This window comes from Micromonospora jinlongensis (assembly GCF_013410645.1).
Classification (GTDB): Bacteria; Actinomycetota; Actinomycetes; order Mycobacteriales; family Micromonosporaceae; genus Micromonospora; species Micromonospora zamorensis.
In genome coordinates this window covers 4,973,586-5,000,399 of record NZ_JACCHK010000001.1, presented here as the reverse complement: position 1 = coordinate 5,000,399, position 26,814 = coordinate 4,973,586, and the positions used below count along the sequence as shown (strand labels likewise).

General features: G+C 66.6%; 27 protein-coding genes and 1 tRNA gene. 17 read left to right on the top strand and 11 right to left on the bottom strand.

Annotated elements, in window-relative coordinates:
* Window positions 1-422: 422 nt before the first annotated feature.
* Window positions 423-1,097 carry a GmrSD restriction endonuclease domain-containing protein gene (locus HNR22_RS22405; protein WP_179781992.1) on the bottom strand — a complete coding sequence of 225 codons (675 nt, stop codon included), beginning with the start codon at window positions 1,095-1,097 and terminating at the stop codon, window positions 423-425.
* A 560-nt stretch (window positions 1,098-1,657) separates the two neighbouring features.
* On the opposite strand from HNR22_RS22405, the gene HNR22_RS22400 reads away from it, so the two are divergent.
* From HNR22_RS22400 to HNR22_RS22380, 5 genes are all read left to right on the top strand, one after another.
* Window positions 1,658-1,891, top strand: a complete 234-nt coding sequence (locus HNR22_RS22400; RefSeq protein WP_151496921.1) for a hypothetical protein — start codon at window positions 1,658-1,660, stop codon at window positions 1,889-1,891.
* 9 nt (window positions 1,892-1,900) lie between these two features.
* Complete coding sequence (locus HNR22_RS22395) at window positions 1,901-2,995, top strand: WXG100 family type VII secretion target (protein ID WP_179781991.1); 1,095 nt, start codon at window positions 1,901-1,903, stop codon at window positions 2,993-2,995.
* Window positions 2,996-2,999: 4 nt separating this feature from the next.
* Window positions 3,000-3,272 carry a hypothetical protein gene (locus HNR22_RS22390; protein ID WP_179781990.1) on the top strand — a complete coding sequence of 91 codons (273 nt, stop codon included), beginning with the start codon at window positions 3,000-3,002 and terminating at the stop codon, window positions 3,270-3,272.
* A gap of 700 nt (window positions 3,273-3,972) precedes the next feature.
* A complete protein-coding gene (locus HNR22_RS22385) occupies window positions 3,973-4,755 on the top strand; it encodes a hypothetical protein (RefSeq protein ID WP_179781989.1) in 783 nt (260 codons plus the stop codon).
* A gap of 43 nt (window positions 4,756-4,798) precedes the next feature.
* Window positions 4,799-5,464, top strand: a complete 666-nt coding sequence (locus HNR22_RS22380) for a vWA domain-containing protein (protein WP_179781988.1) — start codon at window positions 4,799-4,801, stop codon at window positions 5,462-5,464.
* A gap of 466 nt (window positions 5,465-5,930) precedes the next feature.
* Here the strand turns inward: HNR22_RS22380 and HNR22_RS22375 are convergent, their stop codons facing one another.
* Together HNR22_RS22375 and HNR22_RS22370 are read right to left on the bottom strand one after the other, a co-directional pair.
* Window positions 5,931-6,398, bottom strand: coding sequence for an NUDIX domain-containing protein (locus HNR22_RS22375; protein ID WP_343059926.1), 468 nt, complete (start codon window positions 6,396-6,398; stop codon window positions 5,931-5,933).
* Between the two features lie 24 nt (window positions 6,399-6,422).
* Window positions 6,423-7,646, bottom strand: a complete 1,224-nt coding sequence (locus HNR22_RS22370; RefSeq protein WP_179781987.1) for a helix-turn-helix domain-containing protein — start codon at window positions 7,644-7,646, stop codon at window positions 6,423-6,425.
* A 368-nt stretch (window positions 7,647-8,014) separates the two neighbouring features.
* Here HNR22_RS22370 and HNR22_RS22365 point away from each other — a divergent pair, with 368 nt between their 5' ends.
* Complete coding sequence (locus HNR22_RS22365; RefSeq protein ID WP_343059925.1) at window positions 8,015-8,287, top strand: hypothetical protein; 273 nt, start codon at window positions 8,015-8,017, stop codon at window positions 8,285-8,287.
* A 455-nt stretch (window positions 8,288-8,742) separates the two neighbouring features.
* On the top strand, window positions 8,743-9,468 hold the full coding sequence (locus tag HNR22_RS22360; RefSeq protein WP_179781986.1) for a GntR family transcriptional regulator: 726 nt from the start codon (window positions 8,743-8,745) through the stop codon (window positions 9,466-9,468).
* A 4-nt stretch (window positions 9,469-9,472) separates the two neighbouring features.
* Here the strand turns inward: HNR22_RS22360 and HNR22_RS22355 are convergent, their stop codons facing one another.
* Window positions 9,473-9,931, bottom strand: a complete 459-nt coding sequence (locus HNR22_RS22355; RefSeq protein ID WP_179781985.1) for a hypothetical protein — start codon at window positions 9,929-9,931, stop codon at window positions 9,473-9,475.
* A 152-nt stretch (window positions 9,932-10,083) separates the two neighbouring features.
* Between HNR22_RS22355 and HNR22_RS22350 the strand changes: the two genes are divergently transcribed.
* The 7 genes from HNR22_RS22350 to HNR22_RS31470 all read left to right on the top strand — a co-directional run bounded on the left by HNR22_RS22350 (window position 10,084) and on the right by HNR22_RS31470 (window position 16,316).
* A complete protein-coding gene (locus tag HNR22_RS22350; RefSeq protein WP_179781984.1) occupies window positions 10,084-10,512 on the top strand; it encodes a hypothetical protein in 429 nt (142 codons plus the stop codon).
* A gap of 82 nt (window positions 10,513-10,594) precedes the next feature.
* Entirely contained in the window at window positions 10,595-10,909 is a 315-nt protein-coding gene (locus tag HNR22_RS22345) for a hypothetical protein (RefSeq protein WP_246380987.1), read from the top strand.
* A 38-nt stretch (window positions 10,910-10,947) separates the two neighbouring features.
* Window positions 10,948-12,327, top strand: coding sequence for an FtsK/SpoIIIE domain-containing protein (locus tag HNR22_RS22340; protein WP_218906595.1), 1,380 nt, complete (start codon window positions 10,948-10,950; stop codon window positions 12,325-12,327).
* Entirely contained in the window at window positions 12,324-12,953 is a 630-nt protein-coding gene (locus HNR22_RS22335) for a DUF2637 domain-containing protein (RefSeq protein ID WP_179781982.1), read from the top strand. The genes HNR22_RS22340 and HNR22_RS22335 overlap by 4 nt, the downstream gene beginning before the upstream one ends.
* Entirely contained in the window at window positions 12,950-14,731 is a 1,782-nt protein-coding gene (locus HNR22_RS22330; protein WP_179781981.1) for a replication initiator, read from the top strand. The genes HNR22_RS22335 and HNR22_RS22330 overlap by 4 nt, the downstream gene beginning before the upstream one ends.
* A gap of 38 nt (window positions 14,732-14,769) precedes the next feature.
* Entirely contained in the window at window positions 14,770-14,940 is a 171-nt protein-coding gene (locus HNR22_RS22325; RefSeq protein ID WP_377522382.1) for a helix-turn-helix transcriptional regulator, read from the top strand.
* Window positions 14,937-16,316, top strand: coding sequence for a tyrosine-type recombinase/integrase (locus HNR22_RS31470; RefSeq protein ID WP_179781979.1), 1,380 nt, complete (start codon window positions 14,937-14,939; stop codon window positions 16,314-16,316). Before HNR22_RS22325 ends, HNR22_RS31470 begins: the two co-directional genes overlap by 4 nt.
* Before the next feature lie 86 nt (window positions 16,317-16,402).
* On the opposite strand, the gene HNR22_RS22315 is transcribed toward HNR22_RS31470, so the two are convergent.
* The 5 genes from HNR22_RS22315 to HNR22_RS22295 all read right to left on the bottom strand — a co-directional run bounded on the left by HNR22_RS22315 (window position 16,403) and on the right by HNR22_RS22295 (window position 21,041).
* Entirely contained in the window at window positions 16,403-18,328 is a 1,926-nt protein-coding gene (locus tag HNR22_RS22315; protein WP_179781978.1) for a DNA/RNA helicase domain-containing protein, read from the bottom strand.
* Between the two features lie 327 nt (window positions 18,329-18,655).
* Window positions 18,656-18,934: a hypothetical protein gene (locus HNR22_RS22310; RefSeq protein WP_179781977.1), complete on the bottom strand. Its 279-nt coding sequence runs from the start codon at window positions 18,932-18,934 to the stop codon at window positions 18,656-18,658.
* A gap of 218 nt (window positions 18,935-19,152) precedes the next feature.
* A tRNA-Arg gene (locus tag HNR22_RS22305) sits at window positions 19,153-19,225 on the bottom strand.
* Between the two features lie 314 nt (window positions 19,226-19,539).
* Window positions 19,540-20,535, bottom strand: a complete 996-nt coding sequence (locus HNR22_RS22300; protein WP_179781976.1) for a hypothetical protein — start codon at window positions 20,533-20,535, stop codon at window positions 19,540-19,542.
* A gap of 8 nt (window positions 20,536-20,543) precedes the next feature.
* On the bottom strand, window positions 20,544-21,041 hold the full coding sequence (locus HNR22_RS22295) for a sigma-70 family RNA polymerase sigma factor (protein ID WP_179781975.1): 498 nt from the start codon (window positions 21,039-21,041) through the stop codon (window positions 20,544-20,546).
* A 336-nt stretch (window positions 21,042-21,377) separates the two neighbouring features.
* Between HNR22_RS22295 and HNR22_RS22290 the strand changes: the two genes are divergently transcribed.
* Window positions 21,378-21,767, top strand: coding sequence for an STAS domain-containing protein (locus HNR22_RS22290; protein ID WP_179781974.1), 390 nt, complete (start codon window positions 21,378-21,380; stop codon window positions 21,765-21,767).
* A gap of 173 nt (window positions 21,768-21,940) precedes the next feature.
* Entirely contained in the window at window positions 21,941-23,170 is a 1,230-nt protein-coding gene (locus HNR22_RS22285) for a trypsin-like serine peptidase (protein WP_179781973.1), read from the top strand.
* Window positions 23,171-23,236: 66 nt separating this feature from the next.
* Here the strand turns inward: HNR22_RS22285 and HNR22_RS22280 are convergent, their stop codons facing one another.
* Window positions 23,237-24,526 (bottom strand): cellulose binding domain-containing protein, encoded by a 1,290-nt coding sequence (locus HNR22_RS22280; protein WP_179781972.1) that lies wholly within the window; start codon window positions 24,524-24,526, stop codon window positions 23,237-23,239.
* A 519-nt stretch (window positions 24,527-25,045) separates the two neighbouring features.
* Here HNR22_RS22280 and HNR22_RS22275 point away from each other — a divergent pair.
* Window positions 25,046-26,302, top strand: a complete 1,257-nt coding sequence (locus tag HNR22_RS22275) for a PP2C family protein-serine/threonine phosphatase (RefSeq protein ID WP_343059922.1) — start codon at window positions 25,046-25,048, stop codon at window positions 26,300-26,302.
* Here the strand turns inward: HNR22_RS22275 and HNR22_RS22270 are convergent, their stop codons facing one another.
* The gene (locus HNR22_RS22270) at window positions 26,303-26,668 is read right to left on the bottom strand and encodes an anti-sigma factor antagonist (RefSeq protein WP_179781971.1); all 366 of its coding nucleotides are present in this window, start codon (window positions 26,666-26,668) and stop codon (window positions 26,303-26,305) included.
* Window positions 26,669-26,814: the final 146 nt, after the last annotated feature.

The following is a 26,814-nucleotide window of genomic DNA, read 5'->3' as shown; positions in this document are numbered from 1 at the left end:
TGACCCAGGGGTGACGCGCGGGGCGGGGTGTGGGGTTCGGGCCGGCTGACTTTCCGCCCCGGCGCCGTAGGCGGCCGGGGCGGCGGCTCCGTCAGGAGCCGGTTACCGCGCCCCGCCCCGCGCCGCGCGGAGCGCCTTGATCCTGAAGAGAGCATTTCGGCAATAAGGTTCGCCCGGCTCTCGAGCCACGTCTCAGGCCGCCGAACGGTTCAGGGGTGCTCGGCACTGTGATCAGCCTCGTGGCCTTCCGATACCGCTGGCTCGGAATGCTGGCTGTGTCAGGCATTGCCGTGGCTACCCCATCGAGAGCGCAGAACCAGACACGTAACGGGCAACGCTCCCCGTCGCGTCGGGTCCAATGGAGCGCGACCCAGCCGGCCTGCCTGCATCGTTGGCGTGGCCGGCCGGGTAGCGCGCGTTGGTCAGGAGGAACAGGTGTTGAGCATGCTCTGTAGCGCGGACTTCTCCGATGACTGCAGGGTGAGGCTCCAGCTGTACTTCACGGTGATCCACATTTTGCTGTAGGTGCACCGGTACGACGACAGGGACGGCTGCCAGGTGGAAGGGTCCTGATCGCCCTTGGACTGGTTGACGTTGTCCGTCACTGCGATCAACTGCGGGCGGCTCAGGTCGTTAGCGAAGCTCTGCCGACGGCTGGTCGTCCAGGAGTTGGCTCCAGAGCGCCACGCTTCGGCCAGCGGCACGACGTGGTCGATGTCAACGTCGGAGGCGGCAGTCCAGGTCGCTCCATCATATGGGCTGTACCAGCGGCCCGAGGTGGCCGCACAGGAGCTGTCAACGACGACGGAGGCGCCGTCACGCTTGAGGACCTGCTCGCGGGTGTTGCAGCTACCACTGACCGTGATCCAGTGCGGAAACAGGTCACGCGAGTAGCCACTGGTCGAGCCCTGGGCCGCCACGGTCAGGGCGTTGAGCTGCGATTGTGCTGTCGCTTTGGACGGGATACCGGGAGGTACGGCCGAGGCCGGCTGCACATTCACGACGGCTAGGCAAGTCCCCACGAGAGCGGCCACCGCGATAGCAGCGGCGCGGTGCATGGCACGCCAGGAGGAAGCGACAGGGGATGCGATCGGCATGAGCGGCAGCCTTTCGTCAAGGGGTGGACGGCAACCGTCTCGACCGATCATGTCGATCGAAGGTCATGCCCGTAAAGGGCATCCGTCCAGTCATTGAGTATTTGGCATATCCGGACCCTCGCACCCCTCAGTAACCGACGACGCTCCCATCCAGCATCGATGGTGTCGACTCTCAGACGAGATCAGGCGGCCCGACACCTTGACGAACGCTGCCTCATCCGCAGGCGGCTGCAGTGAGCGTCAAACGTTATCGACGGGCAGGTGCGAGAACTTGTCCGTCGACTCATTGGGTCCGGCCCGCGTCAAGGCTCACGCCGCCTTGTTGCTGCCCCGTGTCCGCTCGATCGGTCTCAACTGCTCGCACCACAGGTGGTGCATGGGTGTGGCCTTACACAGGGCAGCGGAGCCGTGACAGTCAATGTATCTTCGGCGGCATGGGTGGGGGTCGGAGGTCTGGTAGCCGTGACAGACGGCGGCAGGTCAGTGAGGGTGAACGCGCTGCTGCGGCGGAGGCATACCGCACGTCGGTCTCTCGATTGCAGCACACCGCTTACCGGAACATGCGACAGACCGTCGCCTACGCCACGATCTTCGTCGCGGTCATGGCAACCTGGATGATCTTCATCGGCCAACCCACGCCGACGACCTTCCCGTGGTACGCAATCTCGATCCTCAGCGGTGCGTGCGGGCTTTCCACCTACGTCGTTCGAGAGCCGCGTCCACGGCTCTATGTGCTCGCCGCCGCCGTCGTCCTGGCCGTCGTGGGCGTGACCGGCATTTTCATCACGGACTAGACGGCACCGATGACGCTGTCCGTCGAGCCGCAAGCGTTGGTCAGCTTCGCCCGCCAGCTCGACCGTGCCGCCATCGACGTGTGGGCAATGCGCAACTACCTCAACCGTCACGCCGACGTCGCGACCGGAGGCGAGCAGATTGAGATCGCCAAAGCCGCGCACGAGCAGGCGGTGGAGGTCATCAACGGCACGCTCAACCGACTCGCCTGTCTTCTAGAGAACTCTGCCCCCGAGCTGCGGGCCGCCGCTGGCTACTACCGCAAGACCGACCTGGCCAACGCCGACCGCCTTGACCGCACCCTGCCGCCAGCAGGCGACCGTTGCATCACAGCCCTTGAACTGGAACTGGCGAACAACCCTTGCGTCCCCGCGAACTTCGTCGACGTTCGCGACGTACGCGGCCACCTCGACATCCCGGGCGACCCAGACAAGCCCGCGAACTCGCTCGGCTGGATGGACTACATCAGCCCAGCGAGTTGGCTCAATGAAGTGTTCAACCACGTCTTCGGCTTCGACCCCATCGGAAGGCTCCAGAGTCAGGTCTCCGGGGACTGGGAGGCCCTGGCCAAGATGGCACCCGTCGTCGACGACATCGGTGGCGCCCTCCATGACTTGGCCTACAACGTCCAGTCCGGCACCACCACCCTGCGCCCGCTCTGGCACGGCGTCGCCGGCGACGGAGCGTTCCGCTACTTCACGACCATCGCCAATGCCACCGCCGACCTCCACACTCCCCTGTCCGCCATCAGCACGGCTTACCGGGAGATGGCTGACGCTGTTTGGTCCGCCGGGGAAGCCCTCGGCGGGGTCGTCAAGAGCCTCATCGACGCTGCCATCATCACCGGCCTTGCCGCCGCTGCTGGCACCGCAACCTCGGCCACCGGCGTCGGTGCCCTCGTCGGTTACGGCGTCGCAGCCGCCGAGGTTGCCAACATGTTCCGGCTCTGGGCCGAAGCAACCAAGCTCTGCCAGCAGATCGCCGCCGCTGTCCTCGCCTTCCGCGCTATCCTCACCCGCGAACTCAGCGGCCTCGACGCCGTAGCCCTCCCCGCGCTCCCCGCCGGCGGCCGCTATGACCACCCCCTCGTCGACGCTAAGGCATGAGCACATGGACGACCTAAAGGACATCACTGGCGGCGACGAGGAACAGGCCCAAGCCCTGCGCCAGATCCTGGATCAGCTAGCCCGCAGCGATAACCCTCTACTTCGCGAGATGGCCTCCGCAGTCCAAGATGGCCAACTGACCCTGCGCCAGGCAACGACCAGCCCGACCTACGGCACCGAGCTGACTGCGCCTTTTCAGACCTTTTGGAACGAGTACCAGAAGATGACCCCAGGAGAGCGGGAGGACCTCGTCTTCCGCTCCCGACCGCCAAAGTGACGCCTCGGTTAAAGCATGTGCGCGTCATCCGGCGTCGTCCGTCCGCGTTCGCGGCTTCCGGGCGGATTGCGCACTCATCCGCCAACGGGCTCTCTCGTCCGCGTCGGTTGCTGTCACCGCTGCTGCCGATCGGCGAGAGGGCGAGCAGTCCTGCCGTCGTCGCAGTGGGACCTGTTCGCTGCCTTACCGCTGACTCCGCTTGGCTTGAGCGCCCACTTACCGTGCGTCGGCTACTGGTGCGCGACTGCCTGCTGCGCATCACAGCCAACTGGGGTCGGGTGAGGATGGGGGATGCTCGAAATTCTTAACCCGCGGAACCAGTCTCCATTCGCGGCGGGAAACCATGGTTCGGAGGGGTAGCAGGATCTACTCTGTGCCATGCGGCATTCCACTGTGATTGAGGCCCGCCGGCCCGACTGGAGGCACGATGGACGCAAGCCCATGGATCCCGGTTGCGATCTCAGGCCTGGCACTTCTCGTGAGCGGCGGGGCGTTGGCTGTCAACTTCGCAAGTCTGCGATCATCTGGACCCCGCGTCATCCTTGGTGAGCATAGTCTTACCCGGCACGATACTGAGTACTGGCTCGAGCTCCACATAGCCAACGCCGGTAGAAGTGATGTCGACATCGAGGGCGCTTGGGCTCAATGGCTCGGTTCATGCACCACGGACCTACCAGTCCGGCTAGCGGCAAACTCCTCGATGAAGCTGCTTTTTAGGGGGAGCCTTCCGCCGGATCAGTATTCGCGCGGATCCTTCTCGGCAATTGTGGGCCTTGGCAACGGGCAAACCGCAATCAAACGCATCAAGCTCAGCGAAACGCAACTAAGCAGCCTAACAGTCTTCCCCGCCTCCAACGACCGTCCAAACACATCGGCTGGGATTCCAGCCATGCGTCTTGCTCAGTCAGACGGAATCGAAAGTCCTACTTCCTACGCGACCCTTCCAACAACCGAGAATAGGTTGCAACTACTGCTGCTTCACACCGGCGAGAGCGGCCATCACCAGGCAGTAGAATTGCAAAGCCAGATCTCTCCCCTACTGCGAACCTATGATATAAGTATGGATTTGGGTACGGACGTGCTCGGTGTCGATCCCCTGCAGGTCGCCCGGCGAAAGATTCTCCGAAGTGACGTGATTCTAGTGCTCGTTGACGAGAGTTGGCCCGGGTGCCTATCCAAGTCTCAAGGTATAGCAGGCCGGGATCACGCCAAAGAAGAAGCGTTTTTGGTTGCACTACGCCTGTCCTTGGCGCCCGAATTACATACAATCCCCGTTCTTGTCGCCGGAGCACGGCACCTACGAGCTAATGAGTTAGACGATGATTTGCAGGGGCTTGCCCTGCGCAACCCCGTCGATCTATCCGGCGACGACCACACGAGCAACCTGCAAAGACTCTTAGAACATCTCTCACAGCATGCGGAGAAGCCTCAGCCAACGGTCGAAAGACCTAACAATTTTCGAATGTCAATCGATTACGTCTAATGCATCTCATTGCGTTCTGGCCGATTAGCGAGACGAGCCTACGATGAACCAACTCAGCAGATTGCCGGTCTATCTCGCCATAGACGTTTCTTATTCGATGAATCACCTGATAGACGGTGTGAACGAATCGCTCGCCGGAGTGTTCGACCGTTGGGCTGCGGATCCGCTTGTAGCCCATAAGCTAGCCGTTTGCGTCGTCTCATTCTCCGATATCCCACACATCGAGCGCCCGCTTTCCACCATCGCCGAAAACGCCGACGCGCCCGCTCTATCAGTTCGCGATGGAACCCGCTACCGTGAAGCCTTCGACCTGCTTAAGAGCCAGATCGAAGTTGACATTGGCGACCTCAAGGGCCGCGGATTTAGTGTGTTCCGCCCTACGATTTTTTTCTTCACGGACGGCAATCCGACTGACACGGGTTGGCAGCAGGCGCTACATGAGCTCACAAATGACGAATACCGCTACCATCCAAATATAGTCGCCGTCGGAACCGGTTCCGTAGATCCCCGCATAATCCAAAGGATTGCAACCAAGCCTGATTTTGCATTCCTTGCTCTACTTGACTCAAATCCCCTGGAGGCAAGTTCTTCATTTTTGATCGAATTAGGCAAATCCGTTGCCAGATCGACGTCAAGCGTGGGCCAGGGGAAGACTGAGCTTAGGCTCAATCTCCCCGACAACTTCGTCACCGTCGATGTAGCCGAGTAGGCACACGGTTGAGGCTGGCCCGCGTCCTAGATGAGCCTCAAGACACCTTGTGAGCCACTGACATAACCGTTCATGCCGGTGGCGTGAAAGCGCTTCACTGTTCCGCTTTCACGTCTGACTACCGCCTGGTCCGGGGGGGACCGGTGGGATCGGGCTGCCATTCTTAGTGGCTGGTTGACGACGTTTGGCTCCCGTGTGCCCCAGACCGGTAGAACTGGGCAGCAGTGACTCCCCCCGTTAGGTGCTACTGCATCGGCCCATCACGTTGCGAGCATGTCCAGCCCACCGAACAACCGGTTAACTGTCTGTCATTCTGCGCGGCCCTCCGGGCTTCGCCGCTTCCGCGCCGCCGCCGGGCGTTCTTCGCGGCCAAAGCGGAGCGGTAGCGGAAGTGCGGGCAGCGCGCCCTGCCGGCGGGCGCGTGCGGCCCGTCAAGGCCACCTTGAAGACGTACCAAAAATCTGAGCTAGAGGGCCTTGCCGTGCTCCGCATAGGTGGCGTTGCCGCGATTACGTGCGGCGATTGCTGTGCGAAGTCTGCGGGTGAGCCGAGGCGGTCCGTACTGATCCAGGTCGTCTGCTATCACGTAGCGCCACTCGGTGAGTTCACCATCCGCGAAGTGGATGGCCTGTACTTGCTCCGTAGTGAGAGTTCCGGCGTCAAAAATGAAGAGGAGCTTGTCTCCTTCGTGCTCCGCCGGCGCCCAGTCAACGACGAGCATGGGGCCAAGCGCCGCGGTTAAGCTCAACTCCTCCTCGATCTCACGCAAACACGCCGTACGTGGTGACTCGCCGGGTTCAACGTAACCGCCGGGGATGTCCCAGTGCTTCTTATAGCTCGGGCGTACAAGGAGCACGCGACCTTCATCGTCGAGGAAGAGGGCGCCGGCGGCGACGCGTGGGGTTGCCATGGGTGGCATCTCGTTGGCCGTCACCAGGGCAGCCTAGATGGGCCGGGTTCAGTCGAGCACCTTGAGTCGCTGGGCCAGGCCGACCAGTTCGGCCGAGGGCTTGCCTCGTTGGCGGCGTATCCAGGTCAGGGCGAGTTGTCTGCTGAGGAAGTGGTGGCGAACTTGCTCGGGTGCCATCTGTTCGACGTCAAGGATGACGGCCTGGGCGTCGTCGACGCGGTTCCACGAGCTGTAGGCGCGGGCGACTTCGAGGGCGTGCCGTACCCGACGCTCCATCGGTAGGCCGGAGGTGTCCACACGCGGGCCGAGATCGATGGCGACTTGGAGGTCTCCTAACTCGGCAGCCGTGGCCACGCGGTGGATGGCAACGTTGGTCGGGCCGAAAGCGGTCCAGAGGTGGTTGGCATCGGCCCCGAGCTGACCGGCCGCGTGATCTGCGGCGGCGAGGAAGGTGCGGGTGGTGGCGGCGTCGTTGGATCGGGCGGCGGCCATCGAGCCGGACAGGAGCAGGGTTCCGTAGACGGAGAGCAGCGCTGGTGTCGCGTGCTTGAGATGGGGCTCAAGGTAGCCGGCGGCGTCTTCGGTGAGGCGTACGGCTTCGGTGTAGCGGCCGGTGGCGTGCAGGGCATGGCCGACGGAGCGGAACAGGGAGCCGGTGACGAGCGGGTCGCCGGTGGGGCGGACAGCGGTCAGGCCGCGGTCGGCGGCGATCCAGGCGAGGTCGCTCTCTCCGAGCTTAGTGAGCTGGGTGGCGGCGAGTTGGTACGTCAGGCCGAGGAGGCGGCGGGCCTGGTCCTGGCCTTCACCGTCGTAGTGGTCGGCGGCGGCTTGGGCGCGGTGCAGGAGGTCGGGCAGGCGGCCGGTGACGTACCCGAATCGGGAGTCTTGGTAGGCGTTCCAGAGAGCGCCTATCTCCTCCCTGAGTACAACGACGCTTGATGGCTCTGTCTGCGTGCCGACGCCGAATGGGCCGAGGGCGCGGTAGTTCATCAAGGCGGCGCGGAGGGCGGGGACGGTCATGGTGCCGCTGTCGCTGGTCCAGTCGAGTATCGAGGGTTCGCCGAGCAGGTCGCCGAGGGACACGTCCAGGACTTCGGCGAGGGACTTTATGACGGAAAGCCGGTCCAGCTCGATCCGGTTGTTCTCGATCTTGCCCAACCAGTCGGCGGTGCGGCCGATGAGTCCGGCTAGGACTTCTTGGGACAGGCCCCGCCGGTAGCGGTACCAGGCGACGCGTTCGCCGATGGTCAGAGTATTGGTTGTTCCGGGCACCCGTTCACTCTCTCCCCTCGGTCTGCCGCGACCCCGGAAGGATTTTCCGGGTTGCTGGGCGGTAAGTGGCACAACCTGTCTGCATGACGGGGCTGAACGTATCGACTAACTGCCAATCCTGCTCGGGCGCAGGCTGGAAGTACACCCTTGCCCGCACCGCTATCCGGGCAGTCGGGCGTGGTTCGGAGCGGACCCGATCCCTAGCCCGTCGGTCCTGCCTGGACTGCGCCGGTTCCGGTCGCTCGGCGACCTGCTGAGGCTGGCCCGGGATGGGTGCTGGGGTGGAGCCGCGACCCAAACGGCGGCCCGTCAATGGCCCGCCCGCCTCGGCGCTTCGCACACCGACGCCACGCCGGCCGGGTGTCCCCGTGCCGGGTGACTTGGTGCTGATTGATGGTCGGGCGTCGGTGCAATTCGGCGGCAACCGGGTGCTGTGGCTGCGGGTCAGCTCGGTTTGCGACAAGCCGACGTATCACGGCTGGGTGTGGCTGACCGGCTACTCGATAGAGATGCCGACTGGTAAGGCGCTGGCACGGCGTGAGGTGTTCGTGCAGATCGCCGGCCTTCATATCCAGGGACGTACGACCGAGAGCGGGCCGCCTCGCAATGTGGCGCCGGTGATGAGGAGACGCGGTGTTTGACGTTCGGGTGCGGCTCGGCGCGGTGCTGGAGATCGGTGCAGCCGATCGTCTCCTGCCGTCGGACGGGCCGGTGACGTTGTGGGTGACGGGGGTTCGGCTGGTGGCTCATTGTCCTTCGGACGATGAGTGGATCTGGGTCGAGGGGGTCAGGCTCGGTCCGTCTGGCCGCCATGGTCGGCAGGCGCGGATCCTGGTGCGCGCAAGCTTCCTGCTACCTGAGGGACCGCTGGATGACCACACATCTGCCAGTAGCCCTGCGTGACCAGCCCCGGACTGCTCAGGCGCAGCTTGACCAGCACACCCGCCAAACGGCGGGGGCGCTACATCGTCTGCGGTGAGAAGCGGACAGCTTGAATCCATCAAGGCTGCCTAGATAGGTTCTACCTGTCCCGCAAATGCTGACAAGTGACTGGTCCTGTATTTACTAGTTACCGACCCAAGGCTGGGTGCCACTGATGGCGTACGAGGTTCCGACGCCGAAATACCTGCGCGTGTTGAACACGCTGCGGAAGCGCATCGAAGATGGCGACTACATCCCCGGCGCGGCGCTGCCATCGGAAAACCAGCTCTGCACGGAGTTCGGGGTATCCCGCCCGACGGTGCTCAAGGCCCTCGGCATCCTCAAGCAGGACGGCTGGATCGAGTCGCAGCAAGGCAAGGGCAGCTTCGTGCGCGGCAGGCCCGCTTCCGGCCGTACCTCACCTGACTACGCCCGCGATGCGGTGGAGCTGGACGAGACCGGAGAGACGGAGATCCTGCACGTCGGCCCGGTGCTCGCCTCGCCGCGCATCGCAGCGGAGTTGCAGATCCCGGAGGGCACGCCGGTCTACGAGCGGCGCCGTCGGACCGTCTCCGAGTCGGGACCGGTGGACTTGGTCGCGACGTTCGTGCCCGTGGACATCGCGGTCGGTACCGAGATCACCAAGCCGGAGCCGATCCCGGGCGGCCTGCTTGACCTCATTGCCCGCCACAAGGGCCTGCGGGCTGACTACGCCACCGAGCGCATGACCGCCCGTCGAGTCAGCGAGGTCGAAGCTGAGGCGTTGGCCGTGCCAGCCGACGAATCGGTGATGAGCGTCGTCATCACTATCCACCAAGCATCCGGTGACCCGATCATGACGTCGGTACTGGTGATGCCGGGTAGCCGCCACGAGATCGAAGACACCTACGCCCTGTCCTGACTGGTCAGGTCCACAGATCGCCGTAGAAGTCCTCGTCATCGTCGGCTGGCGGTAGCGGCGTCCGCCACCACAGCTCGATAAGGAATTCTTCGGTGTCGGCCTGGTGGACCCGGACGCCGTAGACGCCGGCTCCCTGCGGAAGCGTGATCCCCACCGCCCCTCCGGCGGCAATCAACTCGACAACCAATTCTCCGGTAGGGCAGTGCAGCTCAAGCTCTCGACATCCGTCCCAAAAGCCGCCGTCCGATGCGGGCTCGCTGGCCCAGACCCGTAGCTCAAGTCCGACCTTGGGCGGATACGAGGAGGCTGGGACGGTGATCTGGTAGGTGGACGCGCCGGCCACCTGGCCCTGCGCGTCTCGTAGCGACTCGTTGTCGTCGCCGGCATCGCACCATACGTCCCGCAGCACGAAGAAGCCGTAGGAGATGCTCAGGGCGGCGCGGTGGACAGCGAAGGGCTTCACGCCTCCAGAGGCTGGCATCACGGTCCGACACTCCTATGTGAACGCATCTCGCCGAATCCTTGCTTGTACTTACAAGCTGACGTAACTTGTTAGCTCAACCGGTTGTCAGGAAGGCAACTGGTGATGCTAGGAGGCTGCCCCAAGTGGTTCCGATGACGTTGAAGGTGCCGGTCCCGTCCGAGTACGTCTTCCCCGCTGGGGCGCTTTGCCTCGGTGTCTCGCCGCAGATCGATTTTGAGCGGCGTGGTGAGGCGGACAACCAGGCCCGGGACAAGGAAACCGGGGAGCGGGTGTGGGTGGTGCGGGTGATGGACCTGGACCCGGAGGCGGGAAAGTTCGGCCGGTCGACTGAGGTGAAGGTGAAGGTGGTCGCGCCGCAGCAGCCGGTGCCGCCACCGTCGACGGTGCCGGGTTACCCGCCGGCTGTGGAGTTCGAAGGCTTGACCTTGACCCCGTATGTGGATTCGCAGCGGTGCAAGCCGGGGCGGTCTTCGGGTGACTGCCGCTCCCGGATGGCGTACTCGCTGCGGGCTAGCGCTATTCGTCCGGCCTCGGTGGTGCCGGGTTCGGTGGCTGCCTGACCTTTGGTGTTTGGCGCGCGGGGCGGGTCGTTTCCCCGCCAAGAGTCCCGGCCCGCTCCCGCGCTCTCCCATCCCTCGTCTGATGAAGGAGGGCGTGATGCCCACCGTAGTTCACCCTGCCCTGATCGTTGCCGTGCCGCTGCTGGTCGGCGCGCTGCTGATGGTTTTCCGCCCCCACCTGGCCGGCCTGCGACACGCCTATCGGGAGGTGGAAGCGGCGATCCGTTCTGCGCTGCGGCTGCCGCCGGCTCTCGGCTCGGTCTCGGCGATCCGTTGCCCGCGTTGCTGCCGGTGGGTGAAGCCGCGCCGGTTTGACCTGCGCCGGATGTCGTGCCGGTCCTGCGTCTCGACGCTGGGCCGTGGCCGTCGTGGTCAGGGCGGTGACGTGTGCCTCTGATCAACATCATTCCGGGGGACAAGATCCCCGTGGCGCCGATGAACGTGCGTCTTCCCGCGTGGCGGGTTCCGGGCTGGCTGCTGGTGTTTTGGTGGCTGGGTCGGGGTCTGTTCCGTCTCGCCGTGCTGGCGGCCCGCTACTGGTGGATCACCGTGCCTGGGGGCCTCGCGCTGTGGGTGCGGGTCGAGTTCAGTGGCCTCGTCTTGGCCGGCGTCGTCGCGACGGTTGCCGTTGGCTGTGTGGCCTGGTGGCGGTGGCACCCGTCGTCGTGGCTGCGATTCGGCTGGTACCCGCTCGTTGCTCGGGTCCGCGCCCTGGTGGTCTACCGGCCTCGGTGGGCGTCGGTCATGGCCACCTGCGGGTTGGCGACGGTATTCGGCGGTGACCGGTATGTGCCTCGGCTGCTGCGGGTGCGCTGCGACCGGTGGGGCGATGAGCTGACCGTGCGGATGCTGCCGGGCCAGATTCCCGACGACTGGGGGCAGGCCGCGGAACGCCTTGCCTACGCATTTCGCCTGCCCACCGGTCAGGCCCGCTCGACGGACCGGCCGGATCGGGTGGTGGTCCGCTTGATGCGCCGCGATCCGCTTGCCGGCATCGTGGCGCCGCTACCGGCGGGCAACGTTCCGGACCTGGACGGGCTGCCACTCGGATTCAGGGAGGACGGGCAGGCGTACCGGTTGCGGCTGGCCGGTTCACACGTCCTCATCGCGGGAGCGACCGGTGCGGGCAAGGGATCGGTGCTGTGGTCCCTGATCCGCTCCCTGGCCGGCGGCATCCGCTCCGGGCTTGTCGAAGTGTGGGCGTTCGACCCTAAGGGCGGCATGGAGTTGGCGGCGGGGGTGCCGCTGTTCGCCCGGTTCTCTTACGACGACCCCGACGGTATGGCCGGCGTTCTCGACGAGGCCGTGAAGCGAATGCGGCTGCGGGCGGCCCGGCTGCGGGGGGTCACTCGCCAGCATGTACCGACGGTGGAGGAGCCGTTGCTGGTCCTGGTCGTCGACGAGTTGGCGGCGCTGACGGCGTACATCACCGATCGGAAGGTCCGCGACCGGATCAAGGAAGCCCTCGGGTTGCTGCTGTCGCAAGGCCGAGCGGTCGGGGTGCACGTGGTCGCGGCGTTGCAGGACCCGCGTAAGGACGTGTTGCCGTTTCGGGACCTGTTCCCCACCCGCATCGGGCTGCGGCTGACCGAGCCGGAGCAGGTGGACATGGTCCTCGGCGACGCCGCCCGCGACCGGGGCGCGCTGTGTGACCGCATCCCCGAGTCGACGCCCGGGGTGGGGTTCGTGGTCCTCGACGGCGTCCGCGAACCCGTCCGGGTGCGATTCGCCTACCTCACCGATGACGACATCCGCGAGCTGGGCCGCGACTACCGCCGACTCTGCGACACCGACGACGAGGGGATGACCCGGTGAAGACCAAGGCAGACCGCGCAGAGAGCCTGGTCCTGGTGCTCATCGTCCTGACCGTCGGCGGGCTGGCCGGAGCGGCGTCGTTCACCCACGTGCACGACTGGACCATGGCCAACTCCCCGCCGGGTACCGGTGACTGGTTCGGCTGGGCCAACGCCGCCATCTCTGAACTCCTACCCCTCGCCGCGCTACTCACGATCAGGCGGCGGCGCCGCACCGGCGGGCCGATCGGGTACCCGATGTTCCTGCTCGTCTGCGCCGTGGCCCTGTCTCTGTCCGCGCAGCTCGCCGTGGCCAAGCCGGGCGTGTCCGGGGCGCTGCTGTCGGCCGTGCCGGCGCTGGCGTTCCTCGGCCTGTCCAAGCTCATCTTCTCCACCACCCCAGCACCCGTCGACAAGCCGGGCGACGCCAGCAAGTGGGGTGACGCCCCGCCCGGCTATAACCCGGCCGACGACCGGCCATCGGTCGACAAGGACCAGGCGGTGACCGTCGCCGTGGAGGCCACCGACAAGCAGCCTCGCCCGGTCCCCATGACGGCGGTTCAGCGTCGGCCAGGACTGGTGCCCGTGCCAGCGGCTGCCTTCACGCCCCGCAACAGCAACAGCTTGGCCCTGGAGCAGAACCGGTGAGCCAACTCGAACTCATCCCCACCACGCCCGTCGAGCAGCCCCGCCCGGGATCCAGGGCCGACCGGCTGCGTAAACCCCTCGCTAAGGACGCGCTCAAGCAGCTCGCCGAACAGAACGGCGTCTGCGTCCGGCCCCTGGCCTTGCGGCGCACCGACACCACCACCGGCCTCACCGAGGTCGTCGAAGTGCCTTGCGGCGCGACCCTCGCCGTCAACTGCAAGCCCTGCGCAGAGCGGGGCCGACGGCTGCGCATTCAACAGATCCGCGAGGGCTGGCACCTCGCCGATGAACCCGCCGTGCGCCCCGACAAGCCCGGGGAAGACGTCCTCGCCTTGGTGCGGGTCCGGGCGCACCTGGAGTTCGAACGCGAAGCCGTGCAGTACCAGCCAATGACTCCCGACGAGCGGGCCGCCCACCTGGCCGAAATCGACGCCGCGATAGCCGAGCTGGACGAGGCCCTTGGCGAAACCAGCCTGCGCGGGCACCTCACGCCCAAGGATCGCGACGAGCGGCCCCGACGCAAGCGGTCCACCCGGCGGCGGCAGGACTCGCCGGACCTGCCCCGGCTGCCCGTGGACCCGCGCACCGTCGGTCGCGCCTACTCCGGCAAGGCGGGAAAAACTCACCGGCCGTCGATGCTCGTCACGCTCACCCTCGGCTCACACGGGCCGGTGCACTCCCACCTACGGCGCGGCGCCTACATCGCCCCGTGCGAATGCGGCCAGCGCCACGGCCCTCATGATGACGTGCTCGGCACCCCGGTCGACCCGACCAGCTACGACTACCGACGGGCAGCCCTGGACGCGATCCACTTCGCCCGCGTCCTGGACCGGTGGTGGCAGAACGTCCGCCGCGCCGCCGGCTGGAACCTCCAATACGCCGGAGCCGTCGAGCTACAACGCCGCCTCGCCCCACACGCCCACTTCGCCATCCGGGGCACCCTCCCGCGCCGGCTGCTCAAGCAGATCGCGGCGGCCACCTACCACCAAGTGTGGTGGCCGCGGTTCGACGAACTGGCCTACGGGGTCGACAAGCCGCCAGTCTGGAACGTCGACCGACAGGCGTACGTCGACCCGAAGACCCGCGAGCCGCTGCCCACCTGGGGTGAAGCACTCGACGCGTTAGAGGAACCCGACACCCGACCCGCCTACGTGGCCCGGCTTGGGCGTATCGACGCGCGGGGCATTGAGCAGGGCACCAAGGACGCCGAACGGTCGATCCGCTACGTCACCAAGTACGTCACCAAAGACCTGACCGACCAGGCGAGGCCCCGCTCTGACGCGCAGCAGGCTCACTTCGACCGGCTGCACGCCGAACTGTCCGTGCTGCCGTGTTCACCGACCTGCGCAAACTGGCTGCTCTACGGCGTCCAGCCGGACGGGGTCAAGGCGGGCTTGACCCCCGGCCGGTGCACCGGGAAGGTCCACCAGCGCTCCACCCTCGGCTTCACCGGCCGACGCGTGCTCGTCTCCCGCCAGTGGTCCGGCAAGACCCTCGCGGACCACCGCGCCGACAACCGCGCCTGGGTGCGGGCCATCCTCGCCGGGGGTATGGCCGACACCGAGGATCACGACCAGGCGGCCGATGACGCGGACGGATCAAAGCGGTACCGGTTCGAACTCGCCCGACCCGAAGACCCCGACGTGCCGCCTCTGGAACACCGCCTCCTGCGCGCGATATCCGCCCGCATCCGCTGGCGAACAGACCTCGACACCGCACGAATACGAACAGCCGTCACCGCAAAGGCAACCGCCGCTCCCCTCTCCCCTGCCACTTGATCCTCTGGAGGACAAAACCCCTTATGGAAAGTGAGCTGTTGACCGTTCCGGAAGTCCTCACCGTGCTCAACGGCGTGTCGCGGCGGACCTTTTACCGCTGGCGTGAGCTGGGCATCGCACCGGAGTGCATCAAGCTGCCCAACGGTGAGTTGCGCATCGAACGGCGTGACCTGCGGGCCTGGCTGGAACAGCACCGGGAGGCGGCGTGAAGTCGCGCGAAGTGCGGATCAGAGGTATTCAGGTCAACGCGCTGACGGGCCGTAAGAAGTCATACACCGTTCGGTGGGTGGTGGGGACGGGGCCGAAGTCGCGGACGTTCGGCACCCGGGCACTGGCGGACAACTTCCGGTCTGACCTGATGCAGGCCGCGAACCGGGGCGAGGCGTTCGATGGCGACTCGGGGTTGCCTGAATCGATGATGGCGCCGGTCGCGTCGGTGAGCTGGCTCGGCTTCGTCCGCCGGTACGTCGACATGAAGTGGCCGGGCGCGGCGGCCAAGTCCCGAGAGAGCACGACGGATGCGCTGGCGACCGCGACTGTTGTACTGGTGCGCGACCTGGCCGGGCAGCCGGACCCGGCGCTGCTGCGGCGGGCGTTGCGGGAGTGGGAGTTTCCGCCCGCGTCTCGACAGCTCGACCGGCCGGCGGACATCGCCGCTGCGCTGCGATGGCTCGACAAGGCGTCCCTGCCGTTGTCGGCGCTGGCTGAGGCCGCGGTGGTACGTCCGGCGTTGGACGCTCTCGGGCTGACGTTGGACGGGCGGCCGGCGGCGGCGTCGACGACCAGACGGCGGCGCTCGGTCTTCTACAACGTCCTTCAGTACGCGGTCGAGCTGGAGCTGTTGGACTTCAATCCGGTCGACAAGCTGCGGGTCCGGTCGAGCCGGCGGAAGGTGGCCGGAGAGGTGGATCGCCGGGTCGTGGTCAACATCCGCCAAGCGCGGGAGCTGCTGACCGGGGTGACGTACGTCGGCCAGCGCGGCAAGAACGGCCGGCGCGGTGAGCGCCTGCTCGCTTTCTACGCCTGCCTCTACTTCGCCGCGCTGCGGCCGAGTGAGGCGCTGGGCTTGCGGGAGCGGGACTGCCATCTTCCGGCGACCGGCTGGGGCCTGCTGACGGTGGAGAAGTCGCGGCCGGCAGCCGGGAAACGCTACACCGACAGCGGCGAGGTGCACGACGATCGCGGGCTCAAGCACCGGGGCGACACCGAAGCGCGGGAGGTGCCGATCCCGCCGGAGCTGGTGGCGATCCTGCACGCGCACATCGACCGGTTCGGCGCCGGTGCCGACGGGCGGCTGTTCCGCAGTGATCGGGGCAATGTGGTGGCTTCGTCGACGTACTCACGGGTCTGGGAGGAGGCGCGGACGCTGAGCCTGACCCCCGACCGGGTGGCCTCTCCCCTGGCCGGCCGTCCCTACGACCTGCGGCACGCCGGGGTGTCGCTCTGGCTCAACGCCGGGCTGCCGGCGCCCGAGGTCGCGCAGCGCGCCGGGCATTCGGTCGACGTGTTGCTCAAGGTGTACGCGAAGTGCCTAGACGGGGACCGCAGCCGGATGAACGAACGGATCGAGGCGGCGTTGAGTTGAGTTTTCGCCTTGCTGATCGGTAACTGTCCGCGGCAGCAACCACAACAAGATGGCGCCTCGTATGAACTCCTCGAGAAAGGCGAGCCTCAGACCTTCGGGACCCCTAGGTCAGCGAAGAGCTGCCTGGTCGCCGGATCGACTGAATAGATCACCGTACCGCGCAGGGACCGAGTCATGAGGACGCCATAGGCGTTACGGATGGCGCGTGACAGTTCTTCTTCGTCCTGGATTCGGCTGGCTTTGCTCCGCACGTGCTCGCGGTGCACCCTCCAAGCAGCCTCGCACCAGGTGAGGTCGGGGCCCAGGATCACTCCACCCCAGTCATATTCGAGGCCCTGTGCGGTGTGGACACACCCGATCTGTCCAAAGCCCCCGGCTTCGGTCGCCCAATAACGGCGCTTCGGCACGCCAGGAGTCTTGTGGTTGTCACCGGCGTTCCAAGGGCGGGCCCAGCCCTCCTCCGGCGTCACGTCAGGGAAGGTCCCGGTGTCATCGGTCCAGTCCCAGCACATCCCAGCACTCATCCGTGCGCTGGCACCCGAAGCCTCCTTGCCCTGCAGAAACTTCTCCATCTGGGCAGCGCTGTCGGCGTAGTAGAGCTCGAAGGGCTCTGGATCCGAGTCGGCGTCGGGATTCCAGCGCACCGGATCGCCAGCCATCAGGCGCTGGATCCACGTGTCGTACGTCGCACTTCCCACTGCGCGCAAGACGCGATCCAACATCACGGGAACGACCTCCGCCCCTAGGCGCTGGATCTCATGAACAAGCGCCTCGGGGGACCAGATCTCCTCAGCGAAGAGGCGCTGGTCCCCATCGATGAAGAAGACGGGCACCCTGGCACGGGTGACAACCACTGAGACCGACGATTCACCCGGACGCATAGCGAAGGAGCCGGTCATCGGACGCTCCGTGAGCCGGTGCGCCTCGTCGCACAGGATGAGATCCAGCTCGTCGGCAGCGGGGCGATCGGCGATCCTGTTCAGCGTCTCGAAGGCGGCACCACGCCCCCTGGACGCACGCCTGAAGGTCTCGCGTGAGGCGATCCCACCTGACACATACCGCGCCTCGTAGCCTTCCCCGAGCGCCTCGCCCAGCAGGGTGAGCGCGACAAGAGATTTCCCACTGCCCGCTCGGCCGCTCACGACGAAGACCCTCTTCGCGCCGGACGAGGGCCTTTCCCGGACCAAGCTCATGACGTCATTGACGGCTTGTAGTTGGTTCTCCACCAGGCTGAACCGCGAATATCCGCTGATGATGGCACCCGCTTCGTCGGCGAGTAGCGAGTTCAAGCGCCGCCGCTCGAGAAGTGCCTGCGCCGCCGCCTCGCCCGGCGCGGCGCTGAAGTGGTTCTTCAGAAACGCCCGGAGGTCGGAGGGCTGCCGGGCCGTGAAGGTCGGGATCCCTTGGCACGGAGCAACCCTGCTGATCCATTGGGCGTCCTGGTGCTTCAGGTTGTGCAAGTAGGACGCGCCGACGAGGGTGACGTAGCGGTCGTCGAACATGCTGTGGTGCCTACGGATTGAAGTGAGGTTGTCTCGCACCTGAATCGCCGGATGCTTCTTATGTTTCCCGTAACTCGGAACGTAGACCCGATCGATGGCGCATCGCTCGCACAGGTGCCCGCCGCCGTTGGACGCACACGAACCACAGTCGGGTGCTGATGCGTGAGGCCGTTCGACGATACTCCACTGCTTCAGCTCGATCGCGGCATAGCTCAAGCCATCCACGGGATGCCGACCCGCGAGGACGACGTCAACGGGATTCATCGCCGGATCCACGCGGTACTCGACGAACATCCACACCTGGCCAAGGCCGGAATCAACGAGGGCAGTCGCAACTTCGTAGAGGCTCTCCCGCCACGACTCCACGTCGCCTCTGGAGGGATCCAGCCCTCGCGGATGCGCCTCGCGGTAGCACTGCTCGATCTTCCCGACCAACCGATCGCGGTTCCGCACCAGCTCCTCGGCGGGCCAGTACGCCTCCAGCGGCGCCCACGCGCTTCCAGTTGCCACTACCTGAGTCCATTCGCCCAACGTCAGCTGGAATCCCGCCGCAACCAAACACCATGGCACTCGCAGCTAGGGACCTCTCGATCGACCACGATCGCAGAGGGCAGCATCCCATCCAGTGAATGGGCCGACAAGGGGTTACCACCCCGCCGGAGTCATGCAGAGCGAGCGTGGCGCCGCCGTGACGGAAGTGGTCTCGCCCTCCAGCGACCCACCCCGGAGGTGGTCGCCGGGTTGGCACCCATGGTGACCTACACGCGCCGTATGAACAGGTGCGGGACGTTACCCAGAACGCAACTGTGAGCGGGATCGAATGCGTTGAAGCCGGGCTCAGCCGAGCATGCCGCGCCGCTCCCGGAACTCGGCGAGCCAGCCGAGCACCTGCGTGTCGTCATGCAGGTACGGTTCGCCCTGCCCGTGGCGCAGGTCGATGCCGGCAAGGATTCCAAGCGCCCACCGCACAGCTTCGTCAACTTCGACGTCCTCCGGGCCCCGCATGAGATCGGTGGCCCAGCGGTCGACCTCGTCACGCGACTGGCTGCCGTCGAGGATGGCCACGAAGCGGTCCACCACCTCGGCGGGGTCGGGCGGCGCCGGTTTCGCGGACATCACGGCCACGATCCTGCCAGACGGCACGCGGCCACAGGCGCTCGACGGAGGGTCTCCGAGCTGGGTGAACGGTCCTCTTCGAGCCATCAAGATCGTTGCACGTACTCTGCACGGACGGCTGCAAATAGCGGCTCAGGGCGGCATTCGGCTGCACAGGTCGAGCGATCGACGCGGAGACGCATCCGCAGCTCAATGGTCGTTTTTGCTGATCTTCGAGGTGCCCCCGGCAGGATTCGAACCTGCGACACACGGTTTAGGAAACCGATGCTCTATCCCCTGAGCTACGGGGGCGCGAGCGCCTAGTCTAGCGACCTGGGGTTCACCTGGGGTGGCAGGGAGTGGCCCACGTTCACCCACGTTCCCCGCACCCCGTTCTTGCAGCCCAGGAGCACGCCTGGAGCACACGAACCCTGGTTTGCGACCGGCGGGCGCCGCGGTGCCCCGCGTTGGCACCGGTTCACCCGGTTGCCGTGCTCCAACTTCGTCGCAAGGGGCTTGCCCTGAAGAGACGCGTGACTCGGGGACATGAGCAGGTCGCGGCATAGGCGCGGTCCGTGCGCGCCGTCCAGGTGGTGCGGACGGCGCGCACGGTGCGGGATCGAAGGTCAGAACCTGCCGGCCTTGATGTCGGCCACCGTCGCGCGGGAGACCTTGAAGGTTCCCGCGAAGGAGTCTCCCGTCTCCGGGTAGTCCACCTTGGAACTGATCGGTACCCCGTTCTGGGCGTTGATGATCAGCACGTGTTGGCTGTCGTCCCCAAACACCCTCGCGGTGAGGGTCAGGGTGGGCTGCCCTCCGGTCGTCGAATCCACGACGGTGACATCGGGGATGGTGGAGATCAGGCGAAGCACGCCCGCCCGTACCTTCGGGTCCCCTCCCCCTGCGGAGAGCACGTCGACGCTGTTGACCCAGAGGTGGTTGGCGGCGATGTTCTCCCGGTCCTCATCGGTAAGCGGCGACGGGTTTGCGACCCCCTTCTGCCGAAGGATCTCCATTCGGTCCTCCTCGGCGCCGGCAGGGGGCTTTCCCTCGTCGTACACCGAGTTGATCATTTGCTCACGGGCTTTGGCGAGGTCACCGGTTGCCGCGTACCGAGCCGCCGCCACCCCACGGGTGTGGAAGCCGTTGCCGAGGTTCTCGCCACGAGCGATCACCCGTGGGAGTTCTTTCCTGGCCTCTGTGTAGTAGTACTCGCCGCTGTCGGTGTACAGGTGGTACCGGGTACGAGATGGCACGGTGCCCCGACGGACATCGACCTTCTCGATGATCAGCGACGCGTCGCCCGGCAGTGCGGCGTTGTCTGCGGTGAGGTTGGTTGCCAGCGACACGAGCTTGGTGGTGCCTGCCGGTGCCAGGGAGGCGGCCCCGGCCTGATTGTCCGGGCCGGTCGGAGCCGGGGCCGTGCCGGGTCCCGTGGCCATCGGCAGGGCCAGCGCGAGAGCGGCCACGGCCGCGACGCCACCGCCGGCGGCCAGGCCGAGCACCTGGCGCTTGCGTCGCCGGGCTCGGCCGCGCTGCTCGATCGCCTCGACCGGGCGATCCATCTGTACGTCGGAAAGGGTCTGTCTCACCACGTCCCACACCTCATCGTCGTTCATCATCGAATCTCCTAACGGACTGCGGGCGCGAGCTGCGCCCGCAGGGTTGCGGTGGCACGGGACAGATGGACGGCTACGGTTTGGGCGGAGATACCCAACACTGAAGCCACGGACCTGGTGTCCAGGTCGAGCCAGATACGTAACACGACGACCTCACGCTGCCGCCGCGGCAGCCGGCGAACGGCGGCCAGCAGGGCGTCATTCGTGTCGAGGTCGTCCTCGATGAGAGACGCTCGCTCGTGGCCGTCGAGGGCCACCTCCCGCCGGCGTCGCCGCCACCAGGACACCCGGATGTTGAGGGCGGTGCGCACCACCCACGCCGCCGGTGCCGGATGCTGGTTCAGCTGTGGCCAGGAAGCCCAGGCTCGCGCGTACGCCTCAGCGACCAGATCCTCGGCCAGCGCGCGATCGCCCGTACCAGCTAGTACGGCGCGCAAGCAGTTGTCTCGGGACCGCTGATAGAAGTCCGCGAAGTCCTTCCGTTCTCGTTCCACACGGGGTTTACGCATCAGCGCCCCGATCCATTTACCCCCACGGAAGAATTTTCCGTTGATCATGAGGCTGGCAGTGACAAATGTGGTGAACCCTACGCGAACCCCATGATCGACGGGGTAACAACCGGAGCCGTTCTCGTCACGCTGCCGGGCAGGCGTGAGCGGGCTCCCTTGGGGTAGGAACACGCCACGGGTCAAGACATGCGCCCTCCAGCCCCCCGCATCGCATCTCGTGTCGCTGCGGGGGGCCTGCCGTTGCGGAGCGGAGGCGACATGTGGAAGACCGGCACATCTGGTGAGCGCGCGGGCCGTCGATCGAGTCGAGGGCCGGACCGGGTCGGGGACCAGGTCATGTCGTTGTCCCTGACCTGTGTGGGTTCGGCGAAGCTGATCAACGTCTCCGGTGAGATCGATATGAGTAACGCGCACCTGCTCACCGAGTTGGTGGCGTGCGCCTGCCACTCGTCCGCGCCGCCGGTGATCACGGTGGACCTCTCCGCGGTGCGGTTCTTCAGCGCGCACGGCGTCAGCGCGCTGCTGGAGGCACAGCACATCGCGGTGACGACCGGAGCCGCGTTCATCCTGCGCGACCCCGCGCCGTGCGCCACCTACCTCCTCGCCACGTCCGGTGTCCTCGGGGACTTCCGGCTGAACCGGGGTGACGGACACCGCCCCCGTCCGCGATCGACGACAGTCGACCTGGTGACACCTGCGCGGGGCGACTCCCTGACCAGCGGCTGATCCTGGCCCTGGTCTGGCTGTCACTACCTGAGCCGCACCGACGGTCGGTGAGACGGTCCGTGGGGTCGGGTGACAACAGACGCAGAAAAGATAGATAGATTTGCATGTGTCTTTGGCTTCCGGTATGAAGGCTGCAAGCACGTCTGGGTGCTGGTTCTTCGGGAGGAGCGACGATGAAACATGCCCTGCGCCGCCTACGAACGGTGGCCGTCGCGCTCGGCGCCGGCACACTCGGGCTGAGTTTGCTGTCGGTACCGGCCGCCGAGGCGTACTCGGTTCAACCACTCGCACCGCAATCCCAGCGGGCACCCGAATCAGACCAGTTCTCAGCCGAGGGCGTCACCACTGTCGGCGAACTCCGGACCATCGACGGCTCGCTGTCACACTCGCAGGAGGGCGGGAAGCAGATCATCCGGCACCCCGGCGCGTCGTACGTCAAGGTGCACTTCAGCTCACTGCGCCTGGCCGACGGCGAGTACGTGACCGTGTCGAGCCCCGACGGTCGGGAGAGCTACCGGTACGACCGCCACCTGAACCGGGCGACCGGCGCGGACTACACCACCGACGGACAACCGGGCTTCTGGGCGATGTCGGTGGACGGCGACACCGCGGTGGTGACGGTGCACAGCAGCCGATCCTCCCGCACCAGCGCCGCGACCATCGACCGGTTCTGGCGCGGCTACGACGCCACCGAGATCAAGCAGCACAACTTCACCACGCAGTCCGTCTGCAGCACCGACGCCCGCCGCGACGTGGTCTGCTACCAGACCAGCCACCCCAACGAGTACGCCAAGGGCAGGGCCGTGGCGCGGCTGCTGATCAGCGGTGGCGGGATGTGCACCACCTGGCGGGTCGGCAACACCAACCGCATGCTGACGAACAAGCACTGCTTCTCGACGCAGTCCGCTGTCAGCGGCAGTGAGATGCAGTTCAACTACCAGTGCGCCACCTGTGGCGGCTCGAACCCGGGCGCCGGCACCAAGGTCAGCGGCGCCACCCTCTACAAGGTGAGCAGCGGCGGCTCCAGCCAGCTGGACTACACCCTGTACTCGGTGAACAACTTCGCCAACATCCAGTCGTTCGGCACCCTGTACCTGGCGACGACCGCCACCACCACCGGCACCCGGATGTACGTCCCGGGCCACGGAGACGGGAACCCGAAGCGACTGTCGATCTACGAGGACACCCAGAACGGCGCGACGTGCACAGTGAAGAACGCGAACTACAACACCTACAACATCAGCTACAGCTGTGACACCTCCGGCGGCAACTCGGGTTCGCCGGTGCTGAACGCCAGCCACCGGGTGATCGCCCTGCACCACCTCGGCGGTTGCCCGTCGAACCAGGGCGCGAAGGCACACCTGATCTACAACGAGATCGCCAGCCTGATCGACAACGGCTGACGACCGACGCCAACGGACGGCACAGGGCCCGGAGCCAGCTGGCTCCGGGCCCTCCTTCTGCCCTGCTCAGGGGCTGGTGCAGGTGACGTTGCCCGGTGGGGTGGCGCCGTCGCCGGTGGCGGTGAACCCGAACGTGGTCGAGGCGTTCGCGCCCAACGTGCCGTTGTAGGCGGCGTTCCGCACGGTGACGCTACCGGTGGTGCCCGTGTTGGTGCCGCTCCACAGGCTGCTGATGGCCTGGCCGCCGGCCAGGGTCAGGCCCACGGTCCAGCCGTTGAGTGTCGTGGCGGTGGGGTTGGCCACTGTCACCTCGCCCTGGAAGCCACCGGGCCAACTGTTGACCGCCCGGTAGGTGGCGGCGCAGGTGCCCGGCTCGCCGGTCGGTGGCGGGGTGGTCGGGGGCGGGGTGGTGGGCGGCGGGGTGGTGGGCGGCGGAGTCGTGGGTGGCGTGGTGGACTCGAACTGACTGAAGAACCGCCAGATCTCACCCGAGGTCCACGTCCGGGAGTCGTTCGGGCTGCCGGACCCGTCGACGGGGCTGGGCGTGTGGTCACCGTCGAACGCCGCCCACTGCACCGGGTAGCCGGCTCGACATCCGGTGTACGCGGTGGTGATGTGGGTGAGGCTGCCTCGGCTCGGCTCGCGCGGGCTCTGGGCGGTGCAGCCGTTGTTGCGGACGAACGTGTCGCGCAGTTGCCGACCCTGCGAGATGTTCAGCACGCTGTCGAAGGTGCCGTGGATGCCGAAGTAGGCGACGGGCTGGGTGCCGCCGTTGCATCCGCTGAGGTTGGCGCCGGACAGGACGGTGACCGCGCGGATGACGGTGGGCCGGGCGCAGGCCACCGCGTAGCTCATGGCCCCGCCATAGCTCCAGCCCAGCGCGAAGCGCTGGGTCGTGTCGACGCAGAGGTCGTTCTCGATCTGTCGGGAGATGTCGTCGAAGAGGGTCAGGTCCCGACCGTTGGTGTTGGCCCAGCCGGCGTTGAGGCCCTGCGGCGCGACGAAGATGGTGCTGTTGTTCGACAGCGGCTGAAGCCCGTAGTAACCCGCCGAGGTGACGTTGTTGGCCGAGCCGTTCAACCAGTGGAAGCCGAAGATCAGTCGGTAGGGGTGGTTCCGGTCGTACCCGTCCGGGATCCGCAGGTTGTAGGTACGACTCTGTCCGCTGCTCTGGATTGTGCGAGTTCCGCTGGTCAGCGTGGGGGCTTTGCCGCAGCCGGCGGTCGCCGCGAGGGTGCCGTTGGTGGCGGCGACCGCTGTCGCACCGAAGCCGCCGCTCAGTGCGCCGCCGGCGGTGGCCGCGAGGAGAAGTGCCGCGGCCGTGATGGATGGGAGGAGATACCTGCGTTTCGGCATTGCGTGACTCCTTGCGATTGGACGTCAGTTGCCGGTGGTGGTGCGATGCCGATCGCCCGCGGTCCACCTGGTCCAGATGCCGGGTCGCGCCGAGAGCTGCCTGCGGCGGGGTGTCGGAGCTGGGCATGCGGCCGGAGCGATGTGGCCCGGCGACTGTCTGGGGCCGCCTGGCATCGACAAAATGGCCCGGACCGGCCACCGACCGGAGGAAGGACGGCGGAGGGAGATGCCCTCGGCGTGTCTTCGCCGGCTGGCTCGGGTGACCGGGAGCGTGCCCTTCGCTCCCCGGCGCCAAAGATAGCATGTTATCGATAACATACTGAGCCCGGAGGATCCGCGGAGGGGGTCGCAGCGGCCCGGCAGGAGCAGTTTGCGTTAACAAGCACGACGTACTTGACGACGCCAGTAGGCGTGCGGCCGCCCATCCTTCGGCTGGACCCGCCCTGGACGGGGCCGTCGAGCCTGCTGAGATGATCCTCGTGCTCGGCGATGGTCGTTCGGGTCTCGTAGGCTCCACGAGTGACGAGCAGTCGAGGGCGGATCATGGCCGGTGTTTTGGAAGCGGCGGAGAACGCCTCGCCGGTTGAGGCGGTTGAGGCGGTCACCCGGGAGCTCGGTGTGGCGCTGGGGGCGCGTACGGTCGCGTTTCTGATCGCGGACCTGAGCGGTCGGGCGCTGGTCCGGTTGACTCATGCGCCGCTCGCCGGTGCCGGTGCGGGACGCCGCGACGCCGATGAGGTCGCCGTCGTGATGCCGTTCGACGGGGGTCCGGCCGAGCAGGCGTTACGCACCCAGACGGCGCAGGTTGTTTCGCAGCCTGAGGGATGGATGGTGTTGGCGCCGGTGACCGATCGTGGTGAGGCTATCGGTCTGCTGGAGATGATCCTGCCGGACGAGCCAGCTCCGCGGACGCTGGAGGAGATCGGCCGTACGGCGCACATGTTGGCGTTCGTGGTGATCGCCAACCGGCGGTACACCGACCTGTTCGAGTGGGGGCAACGCACGACCCCGTTCACCCTGTCCGGGGAGATCCAGCGCCGCCTGCTGCCCGCCTCGTTCACCTGCGAGGGCAGTGCGTTCACCCTGTCCGGCTGGCTGGAGCCCGCCGCCAGCATCGGTGGGGACACCTTCGATTACAGCCTTGCCCGCGACGTGCTGCACTTCAGCGTCACCGACGCGATGGGCCACGGGGTGGCCAGCGCGCTGACGGCCACGCTGGGCGTGGGCAGTCTGCGCAACAGCCGCCGCCGTGGGGTTGGTCTGGTGGGGCAGGCCGAGTCCGCGAACGCCGACCTGACCCAAAACTCCGTCGTGCCCGGCAGTTACATCACCGCGGTCCTCGGCCGCGTCGACCTGCGCACCGGGGGGTGCGCGCTGCTCAACGCCGGGCACGTGCCGCCGATGCTGGTACGCGACGGGAACAGCCGCGCATTGCCGCTTCCGGCCGGCTTCCCACTCGGCATGTTCGCCGAGGCCGACTACCGCGCGGGTGAGATCACTCTGCAACCCGGCGACCGTCTGGTGGTGGTCACCGACGGCGTGCGGGAGCGCAACGCCGCCAATCTGGATCTGCCGAAGATGTTGCAGTTGATCATCGATCTGCACCCGCGCGAGGCTGTCCGGGCGTTGGCCGACGCCGTACTTGAGGTCGGCGGACCGACTCTGGCCGATGACGCCACCCTGTTCATCCTCGACTGGCACGGCGGGCACAACGAGGACCGGCGCAGCAGCGCCGGCGCTGACCAGGCGCGCGCCAGCACTGCGCTGCCGGACTGACTACCGGCCCGTCTCGTCGTCCGTCCGGGAAACATCGGCCTCAGCGGCCGGCACGCTCTCATAGGCCTGGATCACCCGGTCCACCGAGGTGATGGTCAGGACGGTGCGCACGGCGGGCTGCGCCGAGGCGAGGCTCAACCGGCCCCCGACCTCTCGCAACGCCTTGAACATCAGCACCAGCGCACCCAGGGCGCTGGAGTCCATGAACCGCACCCCGGCCAGATCCACCACTATCTGGCGGTCACCGGCCTCGACCAACCGTTGCAGACCCTCCCGCAGCTGCGGGGACGTCGCCATGTCCAACTCGCCGTGCACCTCAAGCACGGTGCAACCACGGCCCGGCCGGACCGACAACGACAAATCCACAACACCCTCCCACACCGACGGTCCCGCTTACCCTATTTCGCCGACGGACTAACCGCCCCCGGGCGAGGGTACGTCGAGTCACCTCTCTGACCGTTTCGCCACCGCGGCCCCGGGTAGTGCTGATCACAACCGGGAGAACCCGACCT

Excerpts from the sequence above, each read along its gene's own strand:
- HNR22_RS22405 (WP_179781992.1), bottom strand. The coding sequence starts at position 1,097 with ATGCCGATCGCATCCCCTGTCGCTTCCTCCTGGCGTGCCATGCACCGC.
- HNR22_RS22400 (WP_151496921.1), top strand. The coding sequence starts at position 1,658 with ATGCGACAGACCGTCGCCTACGCCACGATCTTCGTCGCGGTCATGGCA.
- HNR22_RS22395 (WP_179781991.1), top strand. The coding sequence starts at position 1,901 with ATGACGCTGTCCGTCGAGCCGCAAGCGTTGGTCAGCTTCGCCCGCCAG.
- HNR22_RS22390 (WP_179781990.1), top strand. The coding sequence starts at position 3,000 with ATGGACGACCTAAAGGACATCACTGGCGGCGACGAGGAACAGGCCCAA.
- HNR22_RS22385 (WP_179781989.1), top strand. The coding sequence starts at position 3,973 with ATGAAGCTGCTTTTTAGGGGGAGCCTTCCGCCGGATCAGTATTCGCGC.
- HNR22_RS22380 (WP_179781988.1), top strand. The coding sequence starts at position 4,799 with ATGAACCAACTCAGCAGATTGCCGGTCTATCTCGCCATAGACGTTTCT.
- HNR22_RS22360 (WP_179781986.1), top strand. The coding sequence starts at position 8,743 with ATGGCGTACGAGGTTCCGACGCCGAAATACCTGCGCGTGTTGAACACG.
- HNR22_RS22350 (WP_179781984.1), top strand. The coding sequence starts at position 10,084 with ATGACGTTGAAGGTGCCGGTCCCGTCCGAGTACGTCTTCCCCGCTGGG.
- HNR22_RS22345 (WP_246380987.1), top strand. The coding sequence starts at position 10,595 with ATGAAGGAGGGCGTGATGCCCACCGTAGTTCACCCTGCCCTGATCGTT.
- HNR22_RS22340 (WP_218906595.1), top strand. The coding sequence starts at position 10,948 with ATGAACGTGCGTCTTCCCGCGTGGCGGGTTCCGGGCTGGCTGCTGGTG.
- HNR22_RS22310 (WP_179781977.1), bottom strand. The coding sequence starts at position 18,934 with ATGTCCGCGAAACCGGCGCCGCCCGACCCCGCCGAGGTGGTGGACCGC.
- HNR22_RS22300 (WP_179781976.1), bottom strand. The coding sequence starts at position 20,535 with ATGATGAACGACGATGAGGTGTGGGACGTGGTGAGACAGACCCTTTCC.
- HNR22_RS22295 (WP_179781975.1), bottom strand. The coding sequence starts at position 21,041 with ATGCGTAAACCCCGTGTGGAACGAGAACGGAAGGACTTCGCGGACTTC.
- HNR22_RS22290 (WP_179781974.1), top strand. The coding sequence starts at position 21,378 with ATGTCGTTGTCCCTGACCTGTGTGGGTTCGGCGAAGCTGATCAACGTC.
- HNR22_RS22285 (WP_179781973.1), top strand. The coding sequence starts at position 21,941 with ATGAAACATGCCCTGCGCCGCCTACGAACGGTGGCCGTCGCGCTCGGC.
- HNR22_RS22280 (WP_179781972.1), bottom strand. The coding sequence starts at position 24,526 with ATGCCGAAACGCAGGTATCTCCTCCCATCCATCACGGCCGCGGCACTT.